Origin of the sequence: Mesorhizobium sp. M0522 (genome assembly GCF_040321085.1) — a bacterium.
In the GTDB taxonomy this organism is placed as follows: domain Bacteria; phylum Pseudomonadota; class Alphaproteobacteria; order Rhizobiales; family Rhizobiaceae; genus Mesorhizobium.
On the sequence record NZ_JAMYQW010000003.1, the window covers coordinates 90,723 to 115,160 of the forward strand.

Consider the following 24,438-nt stretch of genomic DNA (forward strand, 5'->3'; position numbering starts at 1 on the left):
GATGAGTTTCAAGATCGCTATCATCGGTGCGGGAAGCGTCGGGTTCACCAAGAAGCTCTTCACCGACATTTTGTGCGTTCCTGAATTCAGGGATGTCGAATTCGCATTGACCGATCTCAGCGAGCGCAACCTCCAGATGATCAAGTCGATCCTCGACAGGGTCGTCGAATTCAACAGGCTGCCGACCAAGGTTACGGCAACGACAGACCGCCGTGCTGCCCTCGAGGGCGCCCGCTACATTATCAGCTGCGTTCGCGTCGGCGGTCTCGAAGCCTATGCGGACGATATCCGCATTCCCTTGAAGTATGGCATCGACCAGTGCGTCGGCGACACGATCTGCGCCGGCGGCATCCTCTATGGCCAGCGCAACATTCCGGTAATCCTCGATTTCTGCAAGGATATCCTCGAAGTCGCCGAGCCTGGGGCGAAATTCCTGAACTACGCCAATCCGATGGCTATGAACACCTGGGCGGCGATCGAATATGGCAGGGTCGATACCGTCGGCCTCTGCCACGGCGTCCAGCATGGCGCCGACCAGATCGCCGAAGTGCTCGGCGCCAAGTCGCGCACCGAGCTCGACTACGTCTGCTCCGGCATCAATCACCAGACCTGGTTCATCGACCTGCGTCTCAACGGCCGCAAGATCGGTAAGGACGAGCTGGTTGCCGCCTTCGAGGCGCATCCGGTCTATTCGCAGCAGGAAAAGCTGCGCATCGATGTCCTGAAGCGCTTCGGCGTCTATTCGACCGAAAGCAACGGCCATCTTTCCGAATACCTGCCCTGGTATCGCAAGCGGCCGGACGAAATCACCCGCTGGATCGACATGTCCGACTGGATCCACGGCGAGACCGGCGGCTACCTTCGTTATTCGACCGAAACACGCAACTGGTTCGAAACGGAGTTCCCGCAATTTCTGGAATCCGCCGCCAGGCCGATAGACCCCGCCAAGCGCTCCAACGAGCATGCCAGCCACATTCTCGAGGCGCTGGAGACGAACCGCGTTTATCGCGGCCATTTCAACGTCAAGAACAACGGCATCATCACCAACCTGCCGCAGGACGCGATCGTCGAGTCGCCCGGCTTCGTCGACCGCTTCGGTATCAACATGGCCTCCGGCATCACGCTGCCGGAGGCCTGCGCCGCCACTTGCATTTCCTCCATCAACGTCCAGCGCATGTCGGTTCATGCGGCGATCTCCGGCGATATCGACCTGCTGAAGCTCGCGGTCCTGCACGACCCGCTGGTCGGCGCGGTTTCGACGCCGGAAGAGGTTTGGCAAATGGTGGACGAAATGGTCGTCGCCCAGGCTCGCTGGCTGCCGCAATATGCCGATGCGGTGCCGGCCGCGAAGGAACGGCTTTCGAAATCCAGGATCAAGACCGGCGAATGGGCCGGTGCGGCAAGGCGCGACGTCCGTTCGATCGAGGAATTGCGTGCGGAAAAAACGGCTCTCAAGCAGGCCGTGTGAATTTCACCGGGTGGATCGCGGCGAGCTTTCGGGAGAATTTTCCGCACCCGTCTGTACATTCGTTCGAGGAGAAATGGAGCGCGTCAACGCGCTCCTGAACAAACAGGGAGGAGAGACGATGAGGAATTTTCGAAACATTGGCATTCTCGCCGGGCTGGCGCTTAGCGTCTCGGCCTCGGCGCTGAACGCGTATGAATCCGAGCCGACCGTGCCGCCGGTGCCCGCGCAATTCCCCGCCGAGGGAAAGATCAAATACGTCGCGCGCGACTCCATCCTGGAATTCAAGGCACTGCCGGAATATCACGAACCGGATTGGGTCACCGAGAAATACGTCAAGGCGGGCAAGCTGCCGCCGGTCAAGGACCGTTTGCCTAAGGAGCCGCTGGTCTTCAAGACCGGCAACATGCCGGATGGCATCGGCGTTTACGGCGATACGATGCGCCATGTCATCGGCGGCCGGCCGGAAGGCTGGAATTATGGCGCCGGCCAGACGCAAGGCTGGGGCGGCATCGACATCGGCCTTTCCGAATGCCTGACGCGCACCGCGCCGCTTTTCCAGGTCGAGGCCAAGGACACGGAGCCGCTGCCGAACCTCGCCAGGAGTTGGGACTGGTCCAAGGACGGCCACACGCTGACGATGCATCTGGTCGAGGGCGCGAAATGGTCGGACGGCGTTCCATTCAACGCCGACGATGTGATGTTCTATTGGGACGACGAGGTGATCGACCCCAATGTGTCGCCGCTGAACGGCGCGACGCAGGAGACCTTCGGCGTCGGCACGACGTTGAAGAAAATCGACGACTACACCGTCGAGTGGACGTTCAAGGACGCCTTTCCGAAACAATACCTTTACGCCATGGCTTACGGCACCTTCTGTCCGGGCCCGTCGCATATCCTCAAGCCGCAGCATCCGAAATATTCGAAGAACACCTACGAGCAGTTCAAGAACGCGTTCCCGCCGGAATATATGAACATGCCGGTGATGGGTGCCTGGGTGCCGGTGGCATACCGCCCCGACGACATCATCGTCATGCGTCGCAATCCGTACTATTGGAAGGTCGACGAGAAGGGCAACCAACTGCCGTATCTCAATGAACTGCACTACAAATTGTCGACCTGGGCCGACCGCGACGTTCAGGCCGTCGCGGGAGCCGGCGACTTCTCCAATCTGGAGCAGCCGGAGAACTTCGTTGCCTCGCTGAAGCGCGCGGCGCAAAAGGACGCACCGGCACGGCTTGCGTTCGGCGCGCGGCTGATCGGCTATAATCTGCGCATGAATTTCTCAGCCAATGGCTGGGGCAACCCCGACGAGCGCGGACAGGCGATACGCGAGCTGAACCGCAACGAGGATTTCCGCAAGGGCGTCACCATGGCGCTGAACCGCAAGGCGCTCGGCGACTCGCTGGTCAAGGGTCCGTTCACTGCCATCTATCCGGGCGGCTTATCCTCGGGCACGAGCTCCTACGACCGGAAGTCGACGGTCTACTACCCCTTCGATCTCGAAGGCGCCAAGGCGGAACTCGCCAAGGCAGGCCTGAAAGACACGGACGGCGACGGCTTCGTCAATTTTCCTGCAGGTACCGCCGGCGGCAAGAATGTCGAGATCGTGATGCTCGTCAACAACGACTACACTACCGACAAGAGCCTTGCCGAAGGTGTAGTCGCCCAGATGGAAAAGCTAGGGCTTCGGATCGTGCTCAACGGACTCAACGGCACCCAGCGCGATGCCTCGCAATACTCCGGCCGCTTCGACTGGCTGGTACGGCGCAACGATCAGGAGCTGACTTCCGTCGTCCAGAATACCGATCAACTGGCCCCGGTCGGTCCACGAACCAGTTGGGACCATCGTGCGCCGGAAAACGGCGAGGTCGATATGATGCCTTTCGAGAAGGACCTCGTCGACATCGTCAACAAATTTGTCTCGTCCGCGGACAATGACGAACGCGCCAGCCTGATGAGAGAGTTCCAGAAGATCTCGACCGAGCACGTCTACAATGTCGGCCTGACGGAATATCCCGGCGCGCTGATCATCAACAAACGCTTCTCCAACATCCCGCAGGGCACGCCGATCTTCATGTTCAACTGGGCCGAGGATTCGATTGTCCGCGAGCGGGTCTTTGTCGCTGCCGACAAGCAGGCCAAATACGAGCTGTTCCCCGAAGAGCTTCCCGGCAAGCCCGGAGACAAGGGCCCGATGAACTAGGTTTACCTCCCCTGACTGAGAACTCCGGCCGCGCCAGTTGGCGCGGCCGGACAAAGCAAACCTCCGTACGCTCAAAGAGAGCGACCGGCTAGACAAGGAAGCGGACCGACCGATGTTGCGATTCCTGCTCACGCGCATAGCGTCGGCGATCCCGGTCCTCGCCATTCTGAGCCTGGTCACCTTCGCCATCATCCAGGCGCCGCCGGGCGACTATGCCGACTACATCCGCTCGCAGTTGATCAATCAGGGCGGGGCCTCATTCGCCGAGGCCGACGCGCAGGCCAAGGCCTATCGGATAGAACACGGTCTCGATAAGCCGCTGCCCGTCCAGTATCTCAACTGGATCGGCGGCATCATCACCCGCGGCGATTTCGGCTACAGCCTCTATTACAATAAGCCGGTGGCCGATGTGGTGGGCGAGCGCCTGCCGCGCACGCTGCTCCTGGCGCTGGTGTGCCATCTGCTGGCATCGGTCCTCGGTATCACCTTCGGCATCTGGGCGGCGACCAGGCAGTACAGCTGGATCGACAGTACGCTGTCAGCGATTTCCTTCCTCGGCATGACGGTGCCGCGCTTCCTGATGGCGCTGATCATCGTTTATTTGCTGGTCTTCCAATTCAACGTCTCCGAGATCGGCAGCTTCTTCTCGCCGCAATTTGGCGGGGCGCCGTGGTCCTGGGCGAAGTTCGTCGATCTCGTCCGGCATGTCTGGCCGGTTGTCGCCATCGCCACCTTCGGCGGGCTCGCCTACAACATGCGGGTGATGCGCGGCAATCTGCTCGACACGCTGAATGCGCAATATGTCGAAACCGCTCGCGCCAAGGGCCTTAGCGGCGGTGCGGTCGTGATGCGCCATGCGGTGCCCAATGCGCTGCATCCGCTGGTCATGTATCAGGGCGTGGTGCTGCCCTATATGCTGACCGGCGAGATCGAGACCGCGATCATCTTTGCCCTGCCGACCGTCGGCCCGGCGATCGTTGGCTCGATGGCGGTGGGCGACGTCTATGTCACGGCGACATTCATGATGGTGCTGTCGGCGACGCTGATCGTCGGCAACATCATCGCCGACATGCTGCTCGTCATGCTCGATCCGCGCGTGCGCCAATATGCAGGGTCCTGAGATGCTTGCTTTCGAGCCCTCGCTGCCGCCAATTGCCGAGGAACCGGCCAAGATCAAGCCGCGCGGCAATGAGAGTTACATCGCACTCGTCTGGCGCCGCCTGAAACGGTCCTGGACCGGCATGGCCGGGCTCATCCTGGTCGCGTTTCTGGTGCTGCTGGCGGTGTTTGCCGACTTCTTCGCACCGATGGATCCCAAGGTGACCGATGTCGGCTTCGCCCCGCCGCAGATGATGAGCTTCCATGACAAGGACGGCAACTTCGTCTTCCAGCCACGCGTCTATGCCCTGGCGGATTCGGAAGACCTCGACCCGGTCACCTTCCAACCCGTCGTCGGGCCGGACTACGACCATCCGCGGCTGCTCGGCTTCTTCGTCAAGGGAGCGGAGTACAAACTGCTCGGCCTGCTTCCCGCGAACCGGCACTTCTTCGGCTCGACCGACGGCCAGCCGGTGCACTTCCTTGGCACCGACAAATTCGGTCGCGATGTGCTGGCTCGTGCGATCTATGGTTCGCGCATCTCGTTGATGATCGCATTGACCGTGGTCTTCATCGTCACCGTGATCGGCACGACGGTCGGCATGGTGTCGGGCTATTTCGGCGGCACATTCGACGTCTGGGTCCAGCGCTTCGTCGAACTGGTGCTCGCGTTTCCGCAATTGCCGCTTTATCTGGCGCTGACCTCGCTGGTTCCGGTGACGGCGCCGACGAATGTTTTCCTGGCCTTCGTGATTGTTGTCATGTCGGCACTCGGCTGGGCGCAGATGTCGCGCGAAGTGCGCGGCAAGACCCTGGCACTGGCGCGGATCGACTACGTTCGTGCGGCGATGGCGGTCGGCGCCACAGATGGCCGCATCATCATGCAACACATTTTTCCGAACGTGATGAGCCACGTGATCGTTGCGGTCACGTTGGCAATCCCCAGCGTGGTCCTGCTCGAATCCTTCCTCGGTTTTCTCGGCTTCGCGGTGAAGCCGCCGCTGATCTCCTGGGGCCTGATGCTGCAAGACACCGCGACCTATTCGGTCATCGGCACTTATCCCTGGATCCTTTCGCCGGTCGGCTTCGTGCTTGTCACCGTCTTCGCGTTCAACGCGCTTGGGGATGGACTGCGCGATGCGGTCGATCCTTATTGAGCATGACATGATGCAACACGCGCTCGTCAAATCCTTCGCACCGCCTGTCCGGCTCGACCATGACGGCCGTTCGGAAAACCCGGTCATTGATGCCCGCAACATCGCCGTCGATTTCAAGGTCGAACACGGCATGATCGTAGCCGTCAAGGACATCTCGTTCCAGCTCTATCGCGGCGAGACGATCGCCATTGTCGGCGAGTCGGGATCGGGCAAGTCGGTGACGGCGCGCACCGTCATGGGACTGTTGTCGAAGCGCGCAGTCGTGTCGCCGAAATCGACTGTCGAATACAACGGGGCGAACATCCTGAAATTTTCCGAGCGTGCGCGGCGCAAACTGCGCGGCGACCGCATCTCGATGATCTTTCAGGAGCCGATGAGTTCGCTCAACCCGATCTACACGATCGGCAGCCAGATCGTCGAGGCGATACGGGTGCATCGCAAGATGAGCCGCAGGCAGGCCGAAGCAAGGGCGCTCGAGCTGCTGCAGCAGGTGCAAATCCCTGAACCCCAAGCGCGGCTGAAACAATACCCGCACCAGCTTTCCGGCGGTCAGCGCCAGCGTGTAATGATCGCCATGGCGCTGGCCAACGATCCCGATGTGCTGATCGCCGATGAGCCGACGACGGCGCTCGACGTCACGGTTCAGGCGCAGATCCTCAATCTCATCCGAAACCTGCAGAAGAAACTGCGCATGGCGGTGATCCTGATCACGCACGACCTGACCGTGGTGCGGCAGTTCTCCGACTATGTCTACGTCATGCAGCATGGGGAGATGCGCGAGCACAATGTGACGGAGAAGCTGTTCGCCAATCCGCAGCATCCCTACACCTGTCACCTGCTTGCCTCCGAGCCGCGCGGCCAGGCAAATCCGTTGCCGGAAGGCGCCGACGTTATTCTTGAAGCTAGGAATGTGCGCGTCTCCTTCATGCTGCGGCATGGCACGTTCATGAGGCCGGACCTGCGCGAACTCGTCGCCGTCGACAGCCTCAGCCTGACCCTTCGGCGGCACGAGACGCTGGGTCTCGTTGGCGAATCCGGATCGGGCAAGACCACCTTCGGCGAGGCGTTGCTCAGGCTCAACACCACGGACAGCGGCGAGATCTATTTCGATGGCCAGCCGATCCATGGCTGTTCGCGCGCGCAGATGCGGCCGTTGCGGTCGCGCATGCAGGTCGTCTTCCAGGATCCGTTCTCGTCGCTCAACCCGCGCATGACGATCGGCCAGATCATCGAGGAAGGGCTGGTCGTCAACCGCATGGGCGCCACCAGGAACGATCGGATCGAGCGGGTGCGCGAGGCGCTGATCAGCGCCGGCATGCCCGGCGATATCCTCTCGCGCTTCCCGCACGAGTTTTCCGGCGGCCAGCGCCAGCGTATTGCGATTGCCCGCGCCGTCGCGCTCGAACCGGAATTCATCGTACTCGACGAGCCAACATCGGCGCTGGATCTCTCGGTCCAGGCGCAGATCATCGAATTGCTGCGCAAGCTGCAGCGCGAACGGGGCCTGAGCTACATCTTCATCTCGCACGACCTCAAGGTCGTGCGGGCGCTGTGCCACCGCGTCATCGTCATGCAGCACGGCAAGATCGTCGAAGAGGGGCCGGTCGACGAAGTCCTGTCCCATCCCAAGACCGCTTACACCGAACGGCTGGTCAAAGCCGCTTTCGAGGTAGCCTAATTGCTTATGCCGGAGGTTGTTGTGGCAAGAAATCCCAAGGTCGCTTTCATCGGAGCTGGCTCGACGGTGTTCATGAGGAACATCGTCGGCGACATATTGCAGCGTCCGGCTTTATCCGGCGCGACGATCGCGCTGATGGACATCAATCCGCAACGGCTCGAGGAAAGCGCAATCGTCGTCGGCAAGCTGATCTCGACGCTTGGCGTAAAGGCCAAAGCCGAAACCTATTCGGACCAGCGCAAGGCGCTGGCGGGCGCCGATTTCGTCGTCGTCGCCTTCCAGATCGGCGGCTACGAGCCCTGCACGGTGACCGATTTCGAAATTCCGAAGAAATACGGGCTGCGCCAGACCATCGCCGATACGCTCGGTGTCGGCGGTATCATGCGAGGGTTGAGAACCGTGCCGCATCTCTGGAAGATCTGCGAGGACATGCTCGCGGTCTGCCCGCAGGCGATCATGCTGCAATATGTCAACCCGATGGCGATCAACACCTGGGCGATCGCGGAGAAATACCCCGACATCAAGCAGGTCGGCCTCTGCCATTCGGTGCAAGGCACGGCAATGGAGCTGGCGCATGATCTCGACATTCCCTGCGAGGAGATTCGCTACCGCTCGGCCGGCATCAATCACATGGCCTTCTACCTGAAGTTCGAGCATCGCCAGCCGGACGGCTCCTACCGCAATCTCTATCCGGATCTGCTGCGCGCCTACAGCGAAGGGCGGGCGCCGAAGCCTGGATGGAATCCGCGCTGCCCGAACAAGGTGCGCTACGAGATGCTGAAGCGCCTCGGTTACTTCGTCACCGAGAGCTCCGAACATTTCGCGGAATACACGCCCTATTTCATCAAGGACGGGCGCGAGGATCTGATCGAGAAATTCGGTATCCCGCTCGACGAATACCCGAAGCGCTGCATCGAGCAGATCGAACGCTGGAAGGGGCAAGCGGAAGCCTATCGCTCGGCTGACAAGATCGAAGTGGAGCAGTCGAAGGAATATGCGTCCTCGATCATGAACTCGGTCTGGACCGGCGAGCCGTCGGTGATCTACGGCAACGTCCGCAACAATGGCTGCATCACGACATTGCCGTATAATTGCGCGGCCGAGGTGCCATGCCTCGTCGACGCCTCCGGCATTCAACCCACGTTCATTGGCGACCTGCCGGTGCAGCTCACCGCGCTGATCCGCACCAATATCAACGTCCAGGAGCTGACGGTCCAAGCGCTGATGACCGAGAACCGCGAGCACATCTATCACGCGGCGATGATGGACCCGCACACGGCGGCCGAGCTCGACCTCGACCAGATATGGTCGCTGGTCGATGATTTGCTGGTTGCGCATGGCGATTGGCTGCCGGCCTGGGCGCGTGGAGCGCGCAGCGTTCGGGCGGCCTGAGGCGCAGGGCTGTCTGTTTCACTCACCTATGCCGACCATAGGGCCGGCTTTGAAAGCGGAGCGGCGTTGCCGGCAGATGTTTCGAAATCAAAGAGTTTCTGCGTTACGAGAGCAGCCGCTCCCCTTGCCCAGGAATTGTCCTCCCAGTCCAGCAGCATTGGTGGTGCCGCGCGAAAGGTATTTTTCCCAAGCGTCAGCCGCATTGGGCCAAACAGCGCATCGCCAAACGACACGGCTTCACCGCCGACGACAATGACCTCCGGGTCGGTGATGTTGACAAGATTGGCGAGATGCCGGCCGATGCCATGTCCGGCTTCTTCGAGAATGGCGACGGCTCGCGGTTCGCGGTCTGCCAAGGCTGCCATAAGGCTGACTTTGCTATCCGTTTCGTTGTGCCCGGTGGCTTCGCGCCAGGTGCGCAGGATCGCCGGCTCGGCGTAATAGGCCATCAAGCAGCCGCGTTTTCCGCACTCGCAAAGGCGGCCGTTCTCCTCATAAGAGCTGTGGCCGAACTTGCCGGCGGCACCGTTCGCGCCGCGATAGAGTTTGCCATCGAAGACGAGCGCGCAGCCGATTCCGACGCCGATCGCCAGCACGGCCATATTGCGGTGCTGGCGTCCGAGGCCGAAGAGTTGCTGGGCAATGGCATAGGCATTGGTGTCGTCCTCAAGCCACACGGGGACGTCTACCAGTTCGGCCAGCATCGGGCCAAGGGGAACGTTGTCCCAGTTGTAGCGATTGCTGCGGATACACACAGCCTTCTGGTTGTCTATGACGCCAGGCATTGAAATGCCGATCCCGGCAAGCTTGGCAGCGGGCCGATCGACAATCGAAATCAGCTCCGGCACCGCCTTGGCCAAGGTCGCTATGATATGGTCGGGATCGCTGTCCGAGAGCTTGACGCGCAGAGAGCCCAGCGGATTGGTCGCAAGATCGGTGACCACGCATTCGACCGATCCGACCATCAGCTTGAAACCTATGGCAAGGCCGTTGGCATAGTTGATATCCACCGGGATAGGGCGGCGCCCAGCCGAGCCCACGACTGTCTTGCCTTCGATCAGCAGGCCATCCTCGATGAGGTCGGCCACGACGAAGGTGACCGCTGCCGGACTAAGGCCGGTAACTGACGCTATGTCGGCCCGGCTGCGCGCTCCTTCCTGCCGCAAGAGATTGAGGATCAGTCTGCGGTTCATCGCCCGAGTCGTGCTCGGGTCACCCTTGAGCTTCACGGATCCGCTTTCTTAATTTTGTAAATTAATTATTGCCTCTCGAGAAAACGTATGCATAAGTTTGCCCGACTGTTCAACACCCGAACCGGGGGTCAGCGAAATTAATCCGGTTAGCAATATCACCGCGCTCTGAAGGAGCGGGCAAGCATATTCCCTTGCCCGGGAGGTGAGCGGTGCCGGTGAGAAGAACAACCGCGCCGGCCGGTGTGCCAGTAGAGAAATTGACAACACGGGAGGAGTAACAATGACGTTCAAGTGGATTGAAAAGCCGTCGACGCGGCGCAATTTCCTGAAGGGAGCTGGGGGCATTTCCGCTGGAGCCCTCGCGGGCTTCCCGATGCCGGCACTCAGCCAGCCGAGCGAAGTCACCATCATTTCAGACGAAAACAATGCCGATGCCCTGCGGATCTTGCGGCGCATTGCGGCCGACTTCGAGAAGCAGTCCGGCACCAAGGTTGTGATCAACAATATGGATCACGAGGCCCACAAGACCGCGATCCGCAACTACCTTGTCGCCGGGGCGCCGGATGTCTGCTTCTGGTTCTCCGGAAACCGCATGCGCGCCTTCGTCACCCGCGGCCTGTTCGACGACATTTCGGATCTGTTCGAGAAGGAAAAGTACAAGGACGTGCTGGGTGCCATGACCGGTGCCGTCGCTGTCGACGGCAAGCAGTATGGCCTGCCGACTGGCGGCACGATGTGGGGCATGTTCTATCGCAAGGACGTCTTTGCCGAGCACGGACTGACGGTGCCGGCGACCTGGGACGAATTCCTGGCTTACGGCCAGAAGTCCAAGGCTGCCGGCCTTATTCCCGTCAGCATCGGCACCAAGGAACTCTGGCCGGCGGCCGGATGGTTCGACCAGATGAACCTGCGGATCAACGGTCTCGACAAGCACTTTGCCTTGATGAACGGCAAGATGGCTTACACCGACCCGGCGCTGACGCCTGTTTTCGACCACTGGGAAGAGCTGATCAAGCAGGGTTTCTTCACACCGGATCAGACGTCGTTCGGCTGGCAGGAGGCCGGCGCCTTCCTCGCCCAGAAGAAGGCCGGCATGATGAACCTCGGTGCCTTCGTGAAGGCTACTTTCCCTGAGCAGGATCTCGAGCAGCTGACATTCGCTCCTTTCCCGAAGATTGACGGCGCCCTCGACCGCTACGAAGAATTCTCGGTCAATTCGGTCCACATCCCGGCCAACGCCAAGAACAAGGCGGGTGCCCGCGAGTTCCTCGCCTTCTTCTACCAGCCGGAAAATTTCGGCCCTTATCTGGAACCTGGCGGCAACGTTCCGCCGCGCAACGACCTTCCGGCCAGCAAGGATCCGCTGGTCAACGCAGCCGTGGAAAGCCTGAAGACGGTGGCCGGCACATCGCAATATTACGACCGCGATACCGATCCCGACATGGCCCAGGCCGGCCTGGTCGGCTTCCAGGAATTCATGGCCAAGCCGGAGCGCCGGGACGCCATTCTTCAGCGTCTCGAGGGAACCCGTCGCCGGATCTTCAAGATCTAGCGCCTCCCAGCGGAGGGGAGCGGGGTTCGTGCTCTGCTCCCCGATGCTTTCCGTGAATGAGGTCTCCCAAAATGACGAAGCTTTGGCGCCGCCATCGCTGGTGGCTGACACCGACACTTCTGATTCTGCCCGCCGCTGTGCTGTTTTCCGTCGTCATTCTGGCATCTGCGGTCGAGAGCCTATGGATCAGCCTGCACGAATGGGACGGCTTCAGCCCGATGGTCTGGATCGGCCTCGGCAACTACCGCGAACTGTTCGCCGACCCGCAGTTCTATGTTTCGCTGAAGAACAATCTGATCTGGTTGGTGATGTTCATGCTGGCGCCGCCGCTCGGCCTCGCCATCGCGCTGCTCGTCAACCAGAAAATCCGCGGCATGCGCCTGCTCAAATCGCTGTTCTTCATTCCGCTGGTGCTGGCTTCGGTTGCCGTCGGCGTGGTCTTCACCTGGGTCTATACGCCGGAATTCGGACTTCTCGCCCTGATCTTCCGCACCTTCGGCGCGACCGCCCCGGCAGTGCTGTCGGATGAAAATTTCGTCACCTTCGCCGTCGTGATCGCAGCGTTGTGGCCGCAGATCGCCTTCTGCATGGTGCTCTATCTCGCCGGCCTCAACAATCTCAGCGAGGACCTGATCGGCGCCGGGCGGGTCGACGGCGCCAGGGGCTGGAACATGCTGCGCCACATCGTGTTGCCGCAGCTGACGCAGGTCACCTTTATCGCCATCGCCGTCACTGTCGTCGGCGCACTGCGTTCCTTCGACATGGTCTCGGTGATGACCAGCGGCGGCCCCTTCGGTTCGTCCGAGGTGCTTGCCTATCAGATGTTCGAGCAGTCCATATTTTCCTACCGCTTCGGCTATGGCGCGGCCATTGCCTCGGTGCTGTTCGTGATCATGGCGGTCTTCATCGCCTGGTACCTGACGCGGATGATCCGCGCCGATGAAAGAGGCGGCTGATGTTTCCCCGCCCGATTCCCGAGACTGCTATTTGGCAGCGTGGCCTCTATGTCGTGCTGGTGGTCGGCATCCTGATTGTCTGGCTGGCGCCGCTCTTTGCCATCATTCTTACCTCGTTCCGCTCTACGCAGGATGTCATGGGCGGCAATCTGTGGGGCTGGCCGACCCAATTCGGCCTGGTCGACAACTACACGGCGGTCTTCACCCAGACGCCGATGGCCCGCTACTTCCTCAACAGCCTGACGATCACCATCCCCTCGGTGATGGGCGTTCTCATCTTGAGCACGCTCGCTGGGTTCGTGCTCGCCCGTTACCGGTTTCGCGGCAACATGCTCGTCTTCGCCCTGTTCGTCGGCGGAAACTTCCTGCCGCACCAGATCATGATGATCCCGGTGCGCGATCTCATGGTGCGGCTCAACCTCTACGACACGATGGCGGCCCTGATCATCTTCCACATCGCCTTCCAGACCGGGTTTGCGACACTGTTCATGCGCAACTTCATCGCCGCCTTGCCGGGAGAACTGTTTCAGGCCGCCAGGGCCGAGGGCGCGACGCCGTTTCAGACATTGGTACATGTCGTGGTCCCATTGGTGCGGCCGGCTCTCGCGGCGCTGGCCATCCTGCTCTTCACCTTTATCTGGAACGATTATTTTTGGGTGGTCGTGCTCACCATCAGCGATACCGTCAAACCGGTCACCGCCGGCCTCGCCAATCTGCGCGGCGAATGGGTCTCGGCCTGGAACCTGATCTCGGCTGGCACCATCGTCGTGGCTTTGCCGCCGGTTGCCATGTTCTTCCTAATGCAGAAGCACTTCATCACCGGCCTCACCATGGGAGCGGTCAAGGGATGAGCGACCATGGCTTCAAGGCGTCGCCCACCCGATCCGAAACTGATTTCGCAAGCAGGGCTCCATGACCAGTCTTGAACTCCGGCAGATACAAAAGAATTATGGCAGCTACCACGCGCTGCGCGGCATCGATCTCAGCGTCGAACAGGGCGAGTTCATTGTCACCGTCGGGCCGTCCGGCTGTGGCAAGTCAACGCTGTTGAAGATCATCGCCGGGCTTGAAATCGTCTCGACCGGTAAGATTCTGATCAACGGCCGTGATGTCACCACCACCGAGCCGGGTGAGCGCGGCATTGCCATGGTCTTCCAGTCCTATGCGCTTTACCCGCATATGACTGTCGCCGAGAACATGGGTTTCGGCCTGCGCATGGCGCATCGCCCCAAGGCCGAGATCGATGCCGCCGTGCTGCGAGCCGCCAAGATCCTTCGCATTACTGACCAGCTCGACAAGCGGCCGAAACAGCTTTCCGGTGGCCAGCGTCAGCGTGTGGCGATCGGCCGTGCCATAACCCGCTCGCCCGACGTGTTCCTGTTCGACGAACCGCTATCCAACCTTGACGCAGCGCTGCGCACGCAGATGCGCGTCGAGCTTTCCGATCTGCACGCCAGGCTCGGCGCCACCATGGTCTATGTCACGCACGACCAGACCGAGGCGATGACAATGGCGAGCCGTATCGTCGTGCTCAATCGCGGCTCGGTCGAGCAGGTGGGCGCTCCGCTCGAACTCTACCGCAATCCGGCCAATCTCTTCGTCGCGGGCTTCCTCGGCGCACCCCGGATGAATTTCTTCGAAGTGACCGTCGCCGCTGTCTCCGGCGGCGCCGCCACGCTGTCGACCGCCGGTCTTTCTCCTTTGACTGTCGAACTGACGGAAGCGGCATCCGTACAGGTCGGCGATAGGGTGACGATGGGGATTCGGCCGGAGAGCATCAGCTTGGCCGCGGAAGGGACAGCGAGTTTTGCAGGACGGGTGCGGCTGGTCGAGCATCTCGGCCGCGAGACCATCCTCTATGCCGACGCCGGCCCGCTGCAATGCGTCAGTTCTGAAAGCGGCAGCGGCAACGTCACCGTCCAGATCGGCCATGCGAGTGCCGTCGCTGCCGACGCGACCGTCGGCTTCAAGGTCGAGCCGCGTGACGTCTATCTCTTTTCCTCTGTCGATGAGCGGACAATCAGTGCCCGCAAATCCACCATCACCGACTGATCTGCAGGAGTATCCTTCGTGAACAAGACTTCAAAAGGCCGCGCCCTGTCGGTCTGGCGCACGATCCAGACCGACCGCTTTCTGGTCGGCGCGCCGCACTACCCCGAACATGTGGACGAGAGTTACTGGGACAACGACGCCCGGCGCATGGCCGAGGCCGGCTTCAACGTCGCCCGCCTCGGCGAATTCGCCTGGCACATTTTCGAACCGCGTGAAGGCATCTTCGATTTCAGCCTGTTCGACCGGGCAATCGAGGGCCTGGCGCGTCACGACGTCAACACGATCTTGTGCACGCCGACCGCCACTCCGCCGCGCTGGCTGACGGCAAAACATCCGGAAATCCTGCGGCGTGATGGAAATGGCCGGTCGATGAGCCACGGCTCACGCCAGTATGCCGACACCAGCAGCCCGGTGTTTCGCGACTATAGCCGCAAGATCACCAACGCGATGGTGGACCACTACCGCGACAACGCAAATGTCATTGGCTGGCAGACCGACAACGAACTCAACACCAGCATGCCGGAATCCTATTCGCCGTCGGCATTGAAGGAATTCCAGGCTTATCTCCAGGAAACCTACAAGACGATAGACAGGCTGAACTTCGCCTGGGGTGGCGATTTCTGGGCGACGGCTTACGGCGATTTCAGCGAAATTGTCTTCCCGCTGGAATTCTCACCGTCCTTTCCCGGTCCCGGTCACCTCCAGGACTACCACCGTTTTCTCGCCTTTTCGACAGCACGGTTCCAGCACGACCAGGTCGAGATCCTGAGAAAAGCGAATGCCAGTTGGTTCATTTTCCACAATCTCGGCGGATTGCGTGACATCGACTTTCGCGGCCAATTCTCTACCGATCTCGACTTCGTCGGCTACGACATCTATCCGTTCCTCTATGACGAGTTCTTTCGCCTAGGCAACCACGCCAAGATCCAGGCGCTGCATCTCGACATCTGCAGGGGATTTTCCGGCAACTACATAGTGCCGGAACAACAGTCGGGTTTTGGCGCCCAGCCGGGCTTCTGCACGCTGACGCCGGAGCCGGGCGAAATGCGACGCATGGCGATGTCGTCGGTTGCGCGTGGCGCCGATGGGATCATGTTCTTCCGCTGGCGTCCCGCACATTTCGGCGCCGAGATATACTGGATGGGCATCATCGATCACGATGATGTCGCTCGCCGCCGCTATGACGAAGCCAGGCAGTTCGCCACCGAGATGACGGCGCTTAAAGACAAGATCCTGGGCACCCATGTGCGGATGGATGTCGGCATCGCCGGCTCGGACTTCGACAATCAGGAAGCCCACAAGACCTTCCCCATCGGCCTGCCAAGTCCGCAGGATGATGCAATCTTGCTGCATCAGTATTGCTATGACCGCGGCATCGCCTGCGGCTTCATCCACCCGGAAGACGATCTGTCGAAGCTCAAGGTGTTCTACGTGCCGCATTGGGTGATCTGGAAGGACAGCTGGACCGAGCGGCTGCAAGTCTTTGCCGAAAATGGCGGTACCGTCATCATCGGCGCGCGCACGGGAACCCGCGACGAAAACAACCACGTCATCCGCGAGACAGCGCCGGGCCGGTCGCTGTCGAAGTTGACCGGCGTTCGCGTCGAGGATTTCGGGCGGCTGGCGGCACCTGGGGCCAATGGCCTGTTCAATACGATGTCGCGCTCCGGCGGGCTCGTCATTCCTCCCGACAGACCGGCCGAATCCAGCCGCCGTATCCGTCGTTTCACCGTCGGAAACCACGAGTTCGATGCCGGTTATTTCTATGAGAACCTCGCAGTCGAACCGGAAGTCGAAATTGTAGGGGTTTGGTCGAACCGCTACGCGGCAGGAACGCCTGCAATTACCTCCCGCGCCGTCGGCAAGGGCCGTGTGCTCTATGTCGGCACTTATCTAACCCCGGAGCTGACAGCTCAACTCGCTACGCGCACTTTCGTGGATGCGAATGTGGAGCCTCTGGTTCCGGATCTGCCGGACGGCGTCGAGGTCACGATGCGCGAGAATGACGAACGCCGGCTGTTGTTCGTGCAAAACATCAAAGACACGCCCGTTGCGGTAACCGGCGTTCCCTTCGGCAGCAACCTGCTCGATAGCGAAGGACCTGTCTCCGGAGTGTTGACGCTGGACGGCTATGGCTGCGCTGTCCTCGAATTGATCTGAGCATTGTCGCGGACGTTAGCCATACGAAACCTGAGTACTCCTGGAATTCGACCGCCATCGGCAGCACGCCGGCATCGATCCATATCGAACCGGCGCTTTGAACGTGCGCAAGGAACGGCCGGCGAACTGCTGTTGCTCGCATTCAACGACGGCAGTTACACTAGCGGCGCGACCATCGGAGCCGATGGCGGCATCTCGTTTCATCCTTGTGAGCGCCATGAATTTCGACATTTCCGTCCGAACCGAGGCCTTCCGCAGCCGGATCGCCGATTTCGTCGAGCGCGAAATCCTGCCGCTCGAGGCAGATAAGGCTTCCTACGACGGCCATGGCAATGTCGCGCTGCCGCTGCTCGAAACGCTGCGGGGCAAGGCGAAAGCAGCCGGCCTGTGGTGCCTGCAGCTCAAACCCGAGACCGGCGGGGCCGGCCTTTCCAAGGTGGATATGGCCGTCTGCTATGAAGAGATGAACCGCTCGATCTTCGGTCCGGTCGTGTTCAATTCCGCGGCCCCCGAGGATGGCAACATGATGGTGCTGGAGCGACTGGGAACGCCGGAGCAGAAGCAAAGATGGCTGAAGCCGATCGTCGAGGGCAAGGTGCGTTCGGCTTTCGCAATGACGGAACCGCATCCGGGCGGCGGCTCCGACCCGTCGATGATCATGACCAGAGCCGAACGGCGTGGCGACAGATATGTCGTCAAAGGCCGCAAATGGTTCATCACCGGCGCGCAAGAGGCGAGCCACTTCATTCTCATTGCGCGCACTTCGGACGATCCGCGTCACGGCCTTTCGGCCTTGCTGTTCCACAAGGACCAGCCGGGCTGGCGGATCGTGCGGCGCATCGAGATCATGGGACCGGAAGAACATGGCGGCCATTGCGAGTTGGAATTCGACGGCCTGGAAGTCCCGGTCGAGGACGTGCTTGCCGGCGAAGGCAGCGGCCTCCGGGTTACCCAGGTCCGGCTCGGTCCGGCGCGGCTCACCCATTGCATGCGTTGGCTCGGGCTTGCCAAGCGCTGCATCGAGATCGCGCGCGCCTATGCCGCCGAGCGTAGCGGTTTCGGGCAGCTTTTGGCCGACCGTGAGAGTATCCAGCTGATGCTCGGCGATCTTGCCATGCGCATCGAGATCGGGCGGCTGCTGGTGATGAAGGCGGCTTGGGAGCTCGATCGCGGCGGCTTTGCCCGCAAGGAGATCTCCATGGCCAAGATCCAGGTCGCCAACATGCTGCATGACGCCGCCGACGTGGCGATCCAGATCAACGGCGCCCGCGGCTATTCGAAAGACACTGTACTCGAATGGATCTACCGCTACGCCCGCCAGGCTCGCCTGGTGGACGGCGCCGACGAGGTCCACAAGATGGTGCTCAACCGCTTTCTCAACGAGGAAGGTGCGGGCTTCTGGCGCTGGCATGTCGAAGCCGGCAGACAAGACGAAACAGGTCGCGGCGGGAACCGCTGAGCCGGCAATGAGGATGGATTTCGATCCAGTACGCCTGGAGGATTTTCTGAGAGCGCATTTTGGCGATGGCCAGATGTCGCTTGAGCGGATCGTCGGCGGCCAATCCAACCCGACCTATTTCGTCGACTATGGCGGCCGCCGCATGGTTCTGCGCAAGAAACCTCCGGGACCGATCCTGCGCGGCGCTCATGCGGTCGATCGCGAGTACCGTGTGATCGAGGCGCTAGCATCGACAAAGGTGCCGGTGCCGCGGCCGGTGCTCTATCACGACGGCGACGAGCCGCTCGGCACGCCGTTCTATCTGATGCAGCGGCTCGACGGCCGGGTGTTCCACGATGGCGCGTTGCCGGGACTGACGCCGGACGAGCGGCGCGGCATCTATTTCGGCATGGCCGAGGCGCTGGCAAAGCTGCACGCCGTCCGGCCGGAAGAGGTTGGGCTCGGCGACTATGGCCGTCCCGGGAACTATTTTGAGCGACAGATCGCGCGCTGGACCAGACAGTTGCGGGAATCGCCGAGTGAGCGCATTGCCGCGCTCGAAGCCGTCGCCGAATGGCTGCCGCGACATCTTCCGCCAGATGACGGCCACGTTTCGATCGCGCATGGCGATTTCCGTCTCGGCAATCTCATCTTCCATCCCGAGCGGCCCGAGGTGATCGGCATACTCGACTGGGAGTTATCGACCCTCGGCCATCCGCTTGCTGATCTCGGCTTCTGCTCGATGCCCTGGCATTCCTCATCGGACGAATATGGCGGCATCCTCGGCCTTGATCAGGCAGCCCTCGGGATTCCGACACAGCGCGAATTCCTCGATTATTACTTCGCCCACGCCGTGCCGACGGCGCCGCTCCAGCGGTTCCATCTGGTGTTTGCCATGTTCCGCTTTGCCGTGATCTTCGTCGGCATCGCCGACCGCGTGCTGGCCGGCAGCGCGGTTGCGGCCGATGCGGCCGACGTGGCACCGCTGGCCGGCCGTTTTGCTGCACGCGCTATGGAAGTCATCGACGGCGCGCGGCCGTGGTGACGCGAGGCTGGCAATCAGCTGAGCGAACCGCACGCGATAACGCTGTTCAGTTCATGCGAACTTCCGGTTCGGCAAGCAGTGGAATCTCCAGGCCACGCCGCAAGCCGGTCGCCACGACCGACACCCTGAATTTTCCGGCGAGTGCCTTGTCGAAGATGGCGCCGACGATGATGTCGGCATCGTTGTCGACCTCCTCGCGGATGCGGGTAGCGGCTTCGTCGACCTCGAACAGCGTCATGTCCATGCCGCCCGATATCGAGACAAGGACGCCCTTGGCGCCCATCATCGAAGCTTCGTCGAGCAGCGGGTTGGCGATTGCCGCTTCCGCTGCCTTCTTGGCGCGGCCTTCTCCGGCGGCTTCGCCGGTTCCCATCATGGCGCGGCCCATGTCGCGCATCACCGACTTCACATCGGCGAAGTCGAGATTGATCAGGCCTTCCTTGACGATCAGATCGGTGATGCAGCCGACACCCGCATAGAGGACCCGGTCGGCCATGGCGAAGGCGTCGGCGAACGTGGTTCTGGCGTCGGCGATCCTGAACAGGTTCTGGTTGGGAATGACGATGACGGTATCGGCGCTTTCGCGCAGGCGCTCGATGCCCTCATCGGCAGCGTACATGCGGCGCCTGCCTTCGAAGACGAATGGCTTGGTGACGACGGCAACGGTCAGTATTCCGGCTGCCCGCGCTGCCTGCGCTATCACAGGCGCGGCACCAGTGCCGGTTCCGCCTCCCATGCCGGCGGTCACGAAGCACATGTGCGTTCCAGCAAGGTGATCCATGATCTCGTCGATGGATTCCACGGCCGCAGCACGGCCGACCTCGGGCAGGGACCCGGCGCCGAGACCTTCGGTGATATGAGCGCCCAACTGGATCAGCCTCGTTGCCTTCGACATGGCAAGGGCCTGGGCATCGGTGTTGGCGACGATGAATTCCGCGCCCTGCAGGCCTTCGGCGATCATGTTGTTGACGGCGTTGCCGCCGCCGCCGCCGACCCCGACGACGGTGATCTTGGGCCTCATCTCCGAGATTACCGGCCTCGTCGCGGTGTTCATTGCCGTTCTCCCTGGATACGCCGAGTGGTCGCTGGAAGCTTGTCCCGGGCGCACTGCGAAAACTCTGAACCGGGCAGTGCGAATCAGGACAGCCCCAGAATGCAGGGAATCAGAGCGCGGAGCGGGCTGCAAGTGCGCGATGTGCCTCATAGGGGACTTGCGTCTGAAAGTTCACGCAATGCGCCTTGATACAGTGCAGATCGCGGCGCGGGGCGCCGCACGCTACAACTTCGGCGCGAGGCACTGCGCGACATGGTCGGCAATCGTCAGGCAGGAGGTCAGGCCGGGGCTTTCGATGCCGAACAGGTTGACCAGGCTATCCACGCCGTGCACCGCCACGTCCTGGACGACGAAGTCGGCATTGGCCTCACCGGGACCGGACAGTTTTGGCCGGATGCCGCTGTAAGCGGGTTGCAGGCTGCCATCGGCCAGGTCCGGCCAGTATTTGCGGATCTCGCTGTAGAAGCGCTCGCCACGAGCCGGGTCGACGCGATAGTCGAGTTGATCGGTCCATTCGACGTCCGGCCCGAAGCGGGCGACGCCATCAAGGTCGAGTGTCAGATGAACACCGAGCCCGCCGGGTTCGGGCACCGGATAGACCAATCGCGAGAACGGCGCCCGGCCGGCCACCGAAAAATAATTGCCCTTGGCATAATGGAGCTTTGGCACGAATTGCTGATTGAGCCCTTCAAGCGAACCGGCAAGTGCTGCGGCGCCAAGCCCGGCGGCATTGACGAAACGCGGAGTGGCGATCTCGAAGCGCTCGCCGCCGGCAGCGTCCACCGTCTCGAGCACGACGCGGCCTGCTTCGATGCGGCCGGAGGCGATGCGCGTGTTGAGACTAAGTGCCGCCCCGTGCTCCTCGGCGTCGCCCAACAGGGCGAGCATCAGGGCATGGCTGTCGATGATGCCGGTGGCGGGCGACAGCAGCGCCGCCGTGCACTTAAGGCTGGGCTCCAGCGTATGCGCCTCGGCTTCGCTCAAGCGCAACAGGTCGCCGGCGCCGCAAGCGCGTGCATTGGCCCGGATTGAGGCGAGCACCGGCTCCTGTTCGGCATTTGTGGCAACGATGAGCTTGCCGCAGCGCGCGTGCGGGATCGCCCGCTCCTCGCAATAGCGATAGAGTCTTTCCCGGCCGGCCACGCAGAACCGGGCTTTCAGCGATCCAACCGGATAGTGGAGGCCGGCATGGATGACCTCGGAATTGCGCGAACTTGTCCCGGTGCCGATAGCGCTCTCGGCTTCCAGGACCAGCGTATCGATGCCGCGCTGCGCCATCTCTCGCGCGATCGCCAGGCCAACAACGCCGGCGCCGGCGACAATGCAGTCGACATGGTCCACGGTCAGGTCAAGCCGAAGTTCTGCATGCGTCCATCCATCCGCTGGCCCTGTCGAAAGCGCTTGACACTATACCGTTCGAGAAAGATGCATCAAACGGCATAATGCACGGGGACCTGCCGAGCCGGACCGGCGGCAGGACTGTTTCCGCGTGCAGCACAGGAGCCATCATGGACGCACGACCGAATTCTCCCGAAGCCCGCGACATAAGCTTTCACATGCATGGCTATACGAATGCGCGCAAGCATCAGGAATCGGGGCCGCTCATTATCGAGAAGGGCGACGGCATCTATGTCGAGGACCTCGCCGGCAACCGTTATATCGAGGCGATGGCCGGGCTTTGGAGCGTCGCGGTCGGTTTTTCGGAGAAGCGGCTGGTCGATGCGGCAGTACGGCAAATGTCGAAGCTGCCTTACTATCACGATTTCGGCTCCAAATCGCATTCGCCGCTGATCGATCTCGCCGAGAGACTGGTGCAGATGGCGCCGGTGCCGATGAGCAAGGCGTATTTCACCAATTCCGGCTCCGAGGCCAACGATTCGGCCATGAAGATGATCTGGTACCGGTCGAATGCGCTCGGCCAGCCGGCGCGCAAGAAGATCATCAGCCGCAAGAAGGGCTATCACGGCGTCACCATCGCCTCGGCAAGCCTGACCGGACTGCCCAACAACCACACTTCCTTTGACCTGCCGATTGCCAATGTGCTGCATACCTCGACGCCGCACCATTGGCGCGAGGCGCTGCCGGGTGAAAGCGAAGAGCTGTTTTCGACGCGGCTCGCCGACGAGCTGGAAAAGCTGATCCTCGCCGAAGGACCGGAAACCATCGCCGCCTTTTTCGGCGAACCGATCATGGGCGCCGGCGGCGTCATCGTTCCGCCGGCCGGCTACTGGGAGAAGATACAGGCGGTGCTATCGAGATACGACATCCTGCTCATCGCCGACGAGGTGATCTGCGGCTTTGGCCGAACAGGTGAGATGTTCGGCTCGCAGACCTTCGGCATCAGGCCCGACATCATGGTGTTGTCGAAACAGATCTCTTCGTCCTACCTGCCGATCTCGGCCCTGCTGATCAACGAAAAAGTGTTCGAGCCGATCGCCGACGAAAGCAACCGTATCGGCACTTTCGGCCACGGTTTCACCGGCGGCGGCCATCCTGTTGCGGCAGCGGTCGCGCTCGAGAACCTGAAGCTGATCGAGGAGCGCGACCTTGTCGGCAATGCGCGTGCGGTCGGCGCGCATTTGCAGAAGCGGCTGCGCACGCTCGCTTCGCACCCGCTTGTCGGCGAGGTGCGCGGCATCGGCCTGGTCGCGGCGGTCGAGCTGGTCGGCGACAAGGCAAACAAGACGCCGTGGGGGAAGACCGGTGAACTGGGCGGGCTCGTCAACGGCTTCATGCAGCAGAACGGCGTCATCTCGCGCAATATGGGCGACGCGCTGGCCTTCTGCCCGCCGCTGATCATCACCGAGCCGCAGGTCGACCAGGTGATCGACGCGTTTGAACGGTCGCTCGAGGCTGCCGTCAAGCAGGTCCGATCGCAGAGCTGATCGCGCTATTTAGCGACGCCGGCCGCATCCGGAACGACCACCAGCTTGCCGACGAAATCCTTGCCGATGAAATCCGCCTGGGCACGGTGGAAATCGGAGAGCCGGTAGACGCCGCCGACCAGCGGCCGGATTTTCTTGTCCTCGATGTAACGCACGATGCGGCGGAAATCCGCCCGCGTGCCTTGGCTCGAGCCATGCAGTTGGAGCTGTTTCAGGTACATGGTGCGCAGGTCGAGCTGGACGACCGGGCCGGCGATCGCGCCGGCCGTGGTGTAGCGGCCTTCGGGCCTCAAGATGCGCAAGAGGTCATTGAAGATGGCGCCGCCGACCAGGTCGGCGACCACATCGATTGGCCGCCCGCCGGTCGCCTCGTTCACGGCTGCCGGCAGGTCGGCCACGCCACGGGTGATCACCGCCTCGGCGCCGATGTCGCGCACGGCCTGTTCCTTGCCCTTGCCGGCAACCGCATAGGGAATGGCGCCGCGCGCCCGCGCCAGCTGCACGATGCCCGAGCCGACGCCGCCCGAGGCGCCGGTGACCAGCACACGCTCGCCGGCTTTCAATGCGGCGCGTTCCAGCATCTGCTCGCCGGTGAGATAGGCGCAGCAGAAAGTGGCAAGCTCGACGTCGCTCAGATCGGTGTCGACGACATGGGCGTTTTCGGACGGTACTGCCTGGTATTCGGCATAGCCGCCGTCTCGACCGTGGCCCATATAGTCGATGTCGGCGAGTGAATCGTCGTCGCGATTGTAGATGGAGAAATCGACCATCACCCGCTCGCCGATGCGGGCCGGCGACACGCCGTCGCCGACGGCAACGATGTTGCCGACCGTGTCGGTGCCCTGGATGCGCGGGAAGCTCAGCGTATTGCCCTGACGACGCCAGGTCGACACAGCGGCGGCATCCTCCTCCGTTCCATAGGCGCCCTGGCGCACCCAGACGTCGGTGTTGTTCATGCCGCACGCGGTGACCTTGATCAGCACTTCGCCTCGGGCGGGCGAGGGTACTTTCACGTCGGTGCGGTAGACGAGCTTTTCCGGCCCGCCGTGCCCGATCAACTGCACGGCGGCCATGGTGGCGGGGAGGGTTTTGGTCATGGCATTCATG

18 protein-coding genes are annotated in these 24,438 nt (G+C 61.8%); 14 read left to right on the forward strand and 4 right to left on the reverse strand.

Going from position 1 to position 24,438, the window contains the following annotated elements; translation table 11 throughout:
• Nucleotide 1 precedes the first annotated feature (1 nt).
• The 6 genes from NKI58_RS05310 (at nucleotide 2) to NKI58_RS05335 (ending at nucleotide 8,996) form a co-directional block, all read left to right on the forward strand.
• Nucleotides 2-1,468, forward strand: a complete 1,467-nt coding sequence (locus NKI58_RS05310) for an alpha-glucosidase/alpha-galactosidase (protein WP_352826556.1) — start codon at nucleotides 2-4, stop codon at nucleotides 1,466-1,468.
• Between the two features lie 118 nt (nucleotides 1,469-1,586).
• Nucleotides 1,587-3,671 (forward strand): ABC transporter substrate-binding protein, encoded by a 2,085-nt coding sequence (locus tag NKI58_RS05315; protein ID WP_352853078.1) that lies wholly within the window; start codon nucleotides 1,587-1,589, stop codon nucleotides 3,669-3,671.
• Between the two features lie 112 nt (nucleotides 3,672-3,783).
• Complete coding sequence (locus tag NKI58_RS05320) at nucleotides 3,784-4,791, forward strand: ABC transporter permease (protein ID WP_031211897.1); 1,008 nt, start codon at nucleotides 3,784-3,786, stop codon at nucleotides 4,789-4,791.
• A gap of 1 nt (nucleotide 4,792) precedes the next feature.
• Nucleotides 4,793-5,926: an ABC transporter permease gene (locus NKI58_RS05325; RefSeq protein ID WP_352576427.1), complete on the forward strand. Its 1,134-nt coding sequence runs from the start codon at nucleotides 4,793-4,795 to the stop codon at nucleotides 5,924-5,926.
• Nucleotides 5,927-5,936: 10 nt separating this feature from the next.
• Nucleotides 5,937-7,604 carry an ABC transporter ATP-binding protein gene (locus NKI58_RS05330; RefSeq protein WP_352569193.1) on the forward strand — a complete coding sequence of 556 codons (1,668 nt, stop codon included), beginning with the start codon at nucleotides 5,937-5,939 and terminating at the stop codon, nucleotides 7,602-7,604.
• Nucleotides 7,605-7,625: 21 nt separating this feature from the next.
• The gene (locus NKI58_RS05335) at nucleotides 7,626-8,996 is read left to right on the forward strand and encodes an alpha-glucosidase/alpha-galactosidase (RefSeq protein WP_352569053.1); all 1,371 of its coding nucleotides are present in this window, start codon (nucleotides 7,626-7,628) and stop codon (nucleotides 8,994-8,996) included.
• Nucleotides 8,997-9,022: 26 nt separating this feature from the next.
• On the opposite strand, the gene NKI58_RS05340 is transcribed toward NKI58_RS05335, so the two are convergent.
• Nucleotides 9,023-10,225 (reverse strand): ROK family transcriptional regulator, encoded by a 1,203-nt coding sequence (locus NKI58_RS05340; protein ID WP_352569054.1) that lies wholly within the window; start codon nucleotides 10,223-10,225, stop codon nucleotides 9,023-9,025.
• 244 nt (nucleotides 10,226-10,469) lie between these two features.
• Between NKI58_RS05340 and NKI58_RS05345 the strand changes: the two genes are divergently transcribed.
• The 7 genes from NKI58_RS05345 (at nucleotide 10,470) to NKI58_RS05375 (ending at nucleotide 19,392) form a co-directional block, all read left to right on the forward strand.
• On the forward strand, nucleotides 10,470-11,741 hold the full coding sequence (locus NKI58_RS05345; protein ID WP_352826558.1) for an ABC transporter substrate-binding protein: 1,272 nt from the start codon (nucleotides 10,470-10,472) through the stop codon (nucleotides 11,739-11,741).
• Between the two features lie 71 nt (nucleotides 11,742-11,812).
• A complete protein-coding gene (locus NKI58_RS05350; RefSeq protein ID WP_023677182.1) occupies nucleotides 11,813-12,697 on the forward strand; it encodes a carbohydrate ABC transporter permease in 885 nt (294 codons plus the stop codon).
• Entirely contained in the window at nucleotides 12,697-13,548 is an 852-nt protein-coding gene (locus tag NKI58_RS05355) for a carbohydrate ABC transporter permease (RefSeq protein WP_352853080.1), read from the forward strand. Before NKI58_RS05350 ends, NKI58_RS05355 begins: the two co-directional genes overlap by 1 nt.
• A 61-nt stretch (nucleotides 13,549-13,609) precedes the next feature.
• Nucleotides 13,610-14,749, forward strand: coding sequence for an ABC transporter ATP-binding protein (locus NKI58_RS05360; RefSeq protein WP_352755655.1), 1,140 nt, complete (start codon nucleotides 13,610-13,612; stop codon nucleotides 14,747-14,749).
• A gap of 18 nt (nucleotides 14,750-14,767) precedes the next feature.
• Nucleotides 14,768-16,909, forward strand: coding sequence for a beta-galactosidase (locus NKI58_RS05365; RefSeq protein ID WP_352784252.1), 2,142 nt, complete (start codon nucleotides 14,768-14,770; stop codon nucleotides 16,907-16,909).
• Nucleotides 16,910-17,126: 217 nt separating this feature from the next.
• Nucleotides 17,127-18,368: an acyl-CoA dehydrogenase family protein gene (locus NKI58_RS05370; RefSeq protein WP_352699496.1), complete on the forward strand. Its 1,242-nt coding sequence runs from the start codon at nucleotides 17,127-17,129 to the stop codon at nucleotides 18,366-18,368.
• A 7-nt stretch (nucleotides 18,369-18,375) separates the two neighbouring features.
• A complete protein-coding gene (locus tag NKI58_RS05375; protein ID WP_352784669.1) occupies nucleotides 18,376-19,392 on the forward strand; it encodes a phosphotransferase family protein in 1,017 nt (338 codons plus the stop codon).
• Between the two features lie 46 nt (nucleotides 19,393-19,438).
• On the opposite strand, the gene ftsZ is transcribed toward NKI58_RS05375, so the two are convergent.
• Nucleotides 19,439-20,446, reverse strand: a complete 1,008-nt coding sequence (gene ftsZ, locus NKI58_RS05380) for a cell division protein FtsZ (RefSeq protein WP_023677189.1) — start codon at nucleotides 20,444-20,446, stop codon at nucleotides 19,439-19,441.
• Nucleotides 20,447-20,668: 222 nt separating this feature from the next.
• On the reverse strand, nucleotides 20,669-21,787 hold the full coding sequence (locus tag NKI58_RS05385) for an NAD(P)/FAD-dependent oxidoreductase (RefSeq protein ID WP_352622238.1): 1,119 nt from the start codon (nucleotides 21,785-21,787) through the stop codon (nucleotides 20,669-20,671).
• 167 nt (nucleotides 21,788-21,954) lie between these two features.
• On the opposite strand from NKI58_RS05385, the gene NKI58_RS05390 reads away from it, so the two are divergent.
• Nucleotides 21,955-23,331 carry an aspartate aminotransferase family protein gene (locus NKI58_RS05390; protein ID WP_352784256.1) on the forward strand — a complete coding sequence of 459 codons (1,377 nt, stop codon included), beginning with the start codon at nucleotides 21,955-21,957 and terminating at the stop codon, nucleotides 23,329-23,331.
• A 5-nt stretch (nucleotides 23,332-23,336) separates the two neighbouring features.
• Here the strand turns inward: NKI58_RS05390 and NKI58_RS05395 are convergent, their stop codons facing one another.
• Nucleotides 23,337-24,437 carry an alcohol dehydrogenase family protein gene (locus NKI58_RS05395; RefSeq protein WP_352784258.1) on the reverse strand — a complete coding sequence of 367 codons (1,101 nt, stop codon included), beginning with the start codon at nucleotides 24,435-24,437 and terminating at the stop codon, nucleotides 23,337-23,339.
• Between the last annotated feature and the right edge of the window lies 1 nt (nucleotide 24,438).

Bases quoted from the DNA above. Each gene is read 5' to 3' on its own strand.
- ftsZ (WP_023677189.1), bottom strand. From the start codon at position 20,446: ATGAACACCGCGACGAGGCCGGTAATCTCGGAGATGAGGCCCAAGATC.
- NKI58_RS05395 (WP_352784258.1), bottom strand. From the start codon at position 24,437: ATGAATGCCATGACCAAAACCCTCCCCGCCACCATGGCCGCCGTGCAG.
- NKI58_RS05370 (WP_352699496.1), top strand. From the start codon at position 17,127: ATGAATTTCGACATTTCCGTCCGAACCGAGGCCTTCCGCAGCCGGATC.
- NKI58_RS05315 (WP_352853078.1), top strand. From the start codon at position 1,587: ATGAGGAATTTTCGAAACATTGGCATTCTCGCCGGGCTGGCGCTTAGC.
- NKI58_RS05325 (WP_352576427.1), top strand. From the start codon at position 4,793: ATGCTTGCTTTCGAGCCCTCGCTGCCGCCAATTGCCGAGGAACCGGCC.
- NKI58_RS05350 (WP_023677182.1), top strand. From the start codon at position 11,813: ATGACGAAGCTTTGGCGCCGCCATCGCTGGTGGCTGACACCGACACTT.
- NKI58_RS05330 (WP_352569193.1), top strand. From the start codon at position 5,937: ATGCAACACGCGCTCGTCAAATCCTTCGCACCGCCTGTCCGGCTCGAC.
- NKI58_RS05320 (WP_031211897.1), top strand. From the start codon at position 3,784: ATGTTGCGATTCCTGCTCACGCGCATAGCGTCGGCGATCCCGGTCCTC.
- NKI58_RS05310 (WP_352826556.1), top strand. From the start codon at position 2: ATGAGTTTCAAGATCGCTATCATCGGTGCGGGAAGCGTCGGGTTCACC.
- NKI58_RS05390 (WP_352784256.1), top strand. From the start codon at position 21,955: ATGGACGCACGACCGAATTCTCCCGAAGCCCGCGACATAAGCTTTCAC.
- NKI58_RS05345 (WP_352826558.1), top strand. From the start codon at position 10,470: ATGACGTTCAAGTGGATTGAAAAGCCGTCGACGCGGCGCAATTTCCTG.
- NKI58_RS05375 (WP_352784669.1), top strand. From the start codon at position 18,376: ATGAGGATGGATTTCGATCCAGTACGCCTGGAGGATTTTCTGAGAGCG.
- NKI58_RS05355 (WP_352853080.1), top strand. From the start codon at position 12,697: ATGTTTCCCCGCCCGATTCCCGAGACTGCTATTTGGCAGCGTGGCCTC.
- NKI58_RS05360 (WP_352755655.1), top strand. From the start codon at position 13,610: ATGACCAGTCTTGAACTCCGGCAGATACAAAAGAATTATGGCAGCTAC.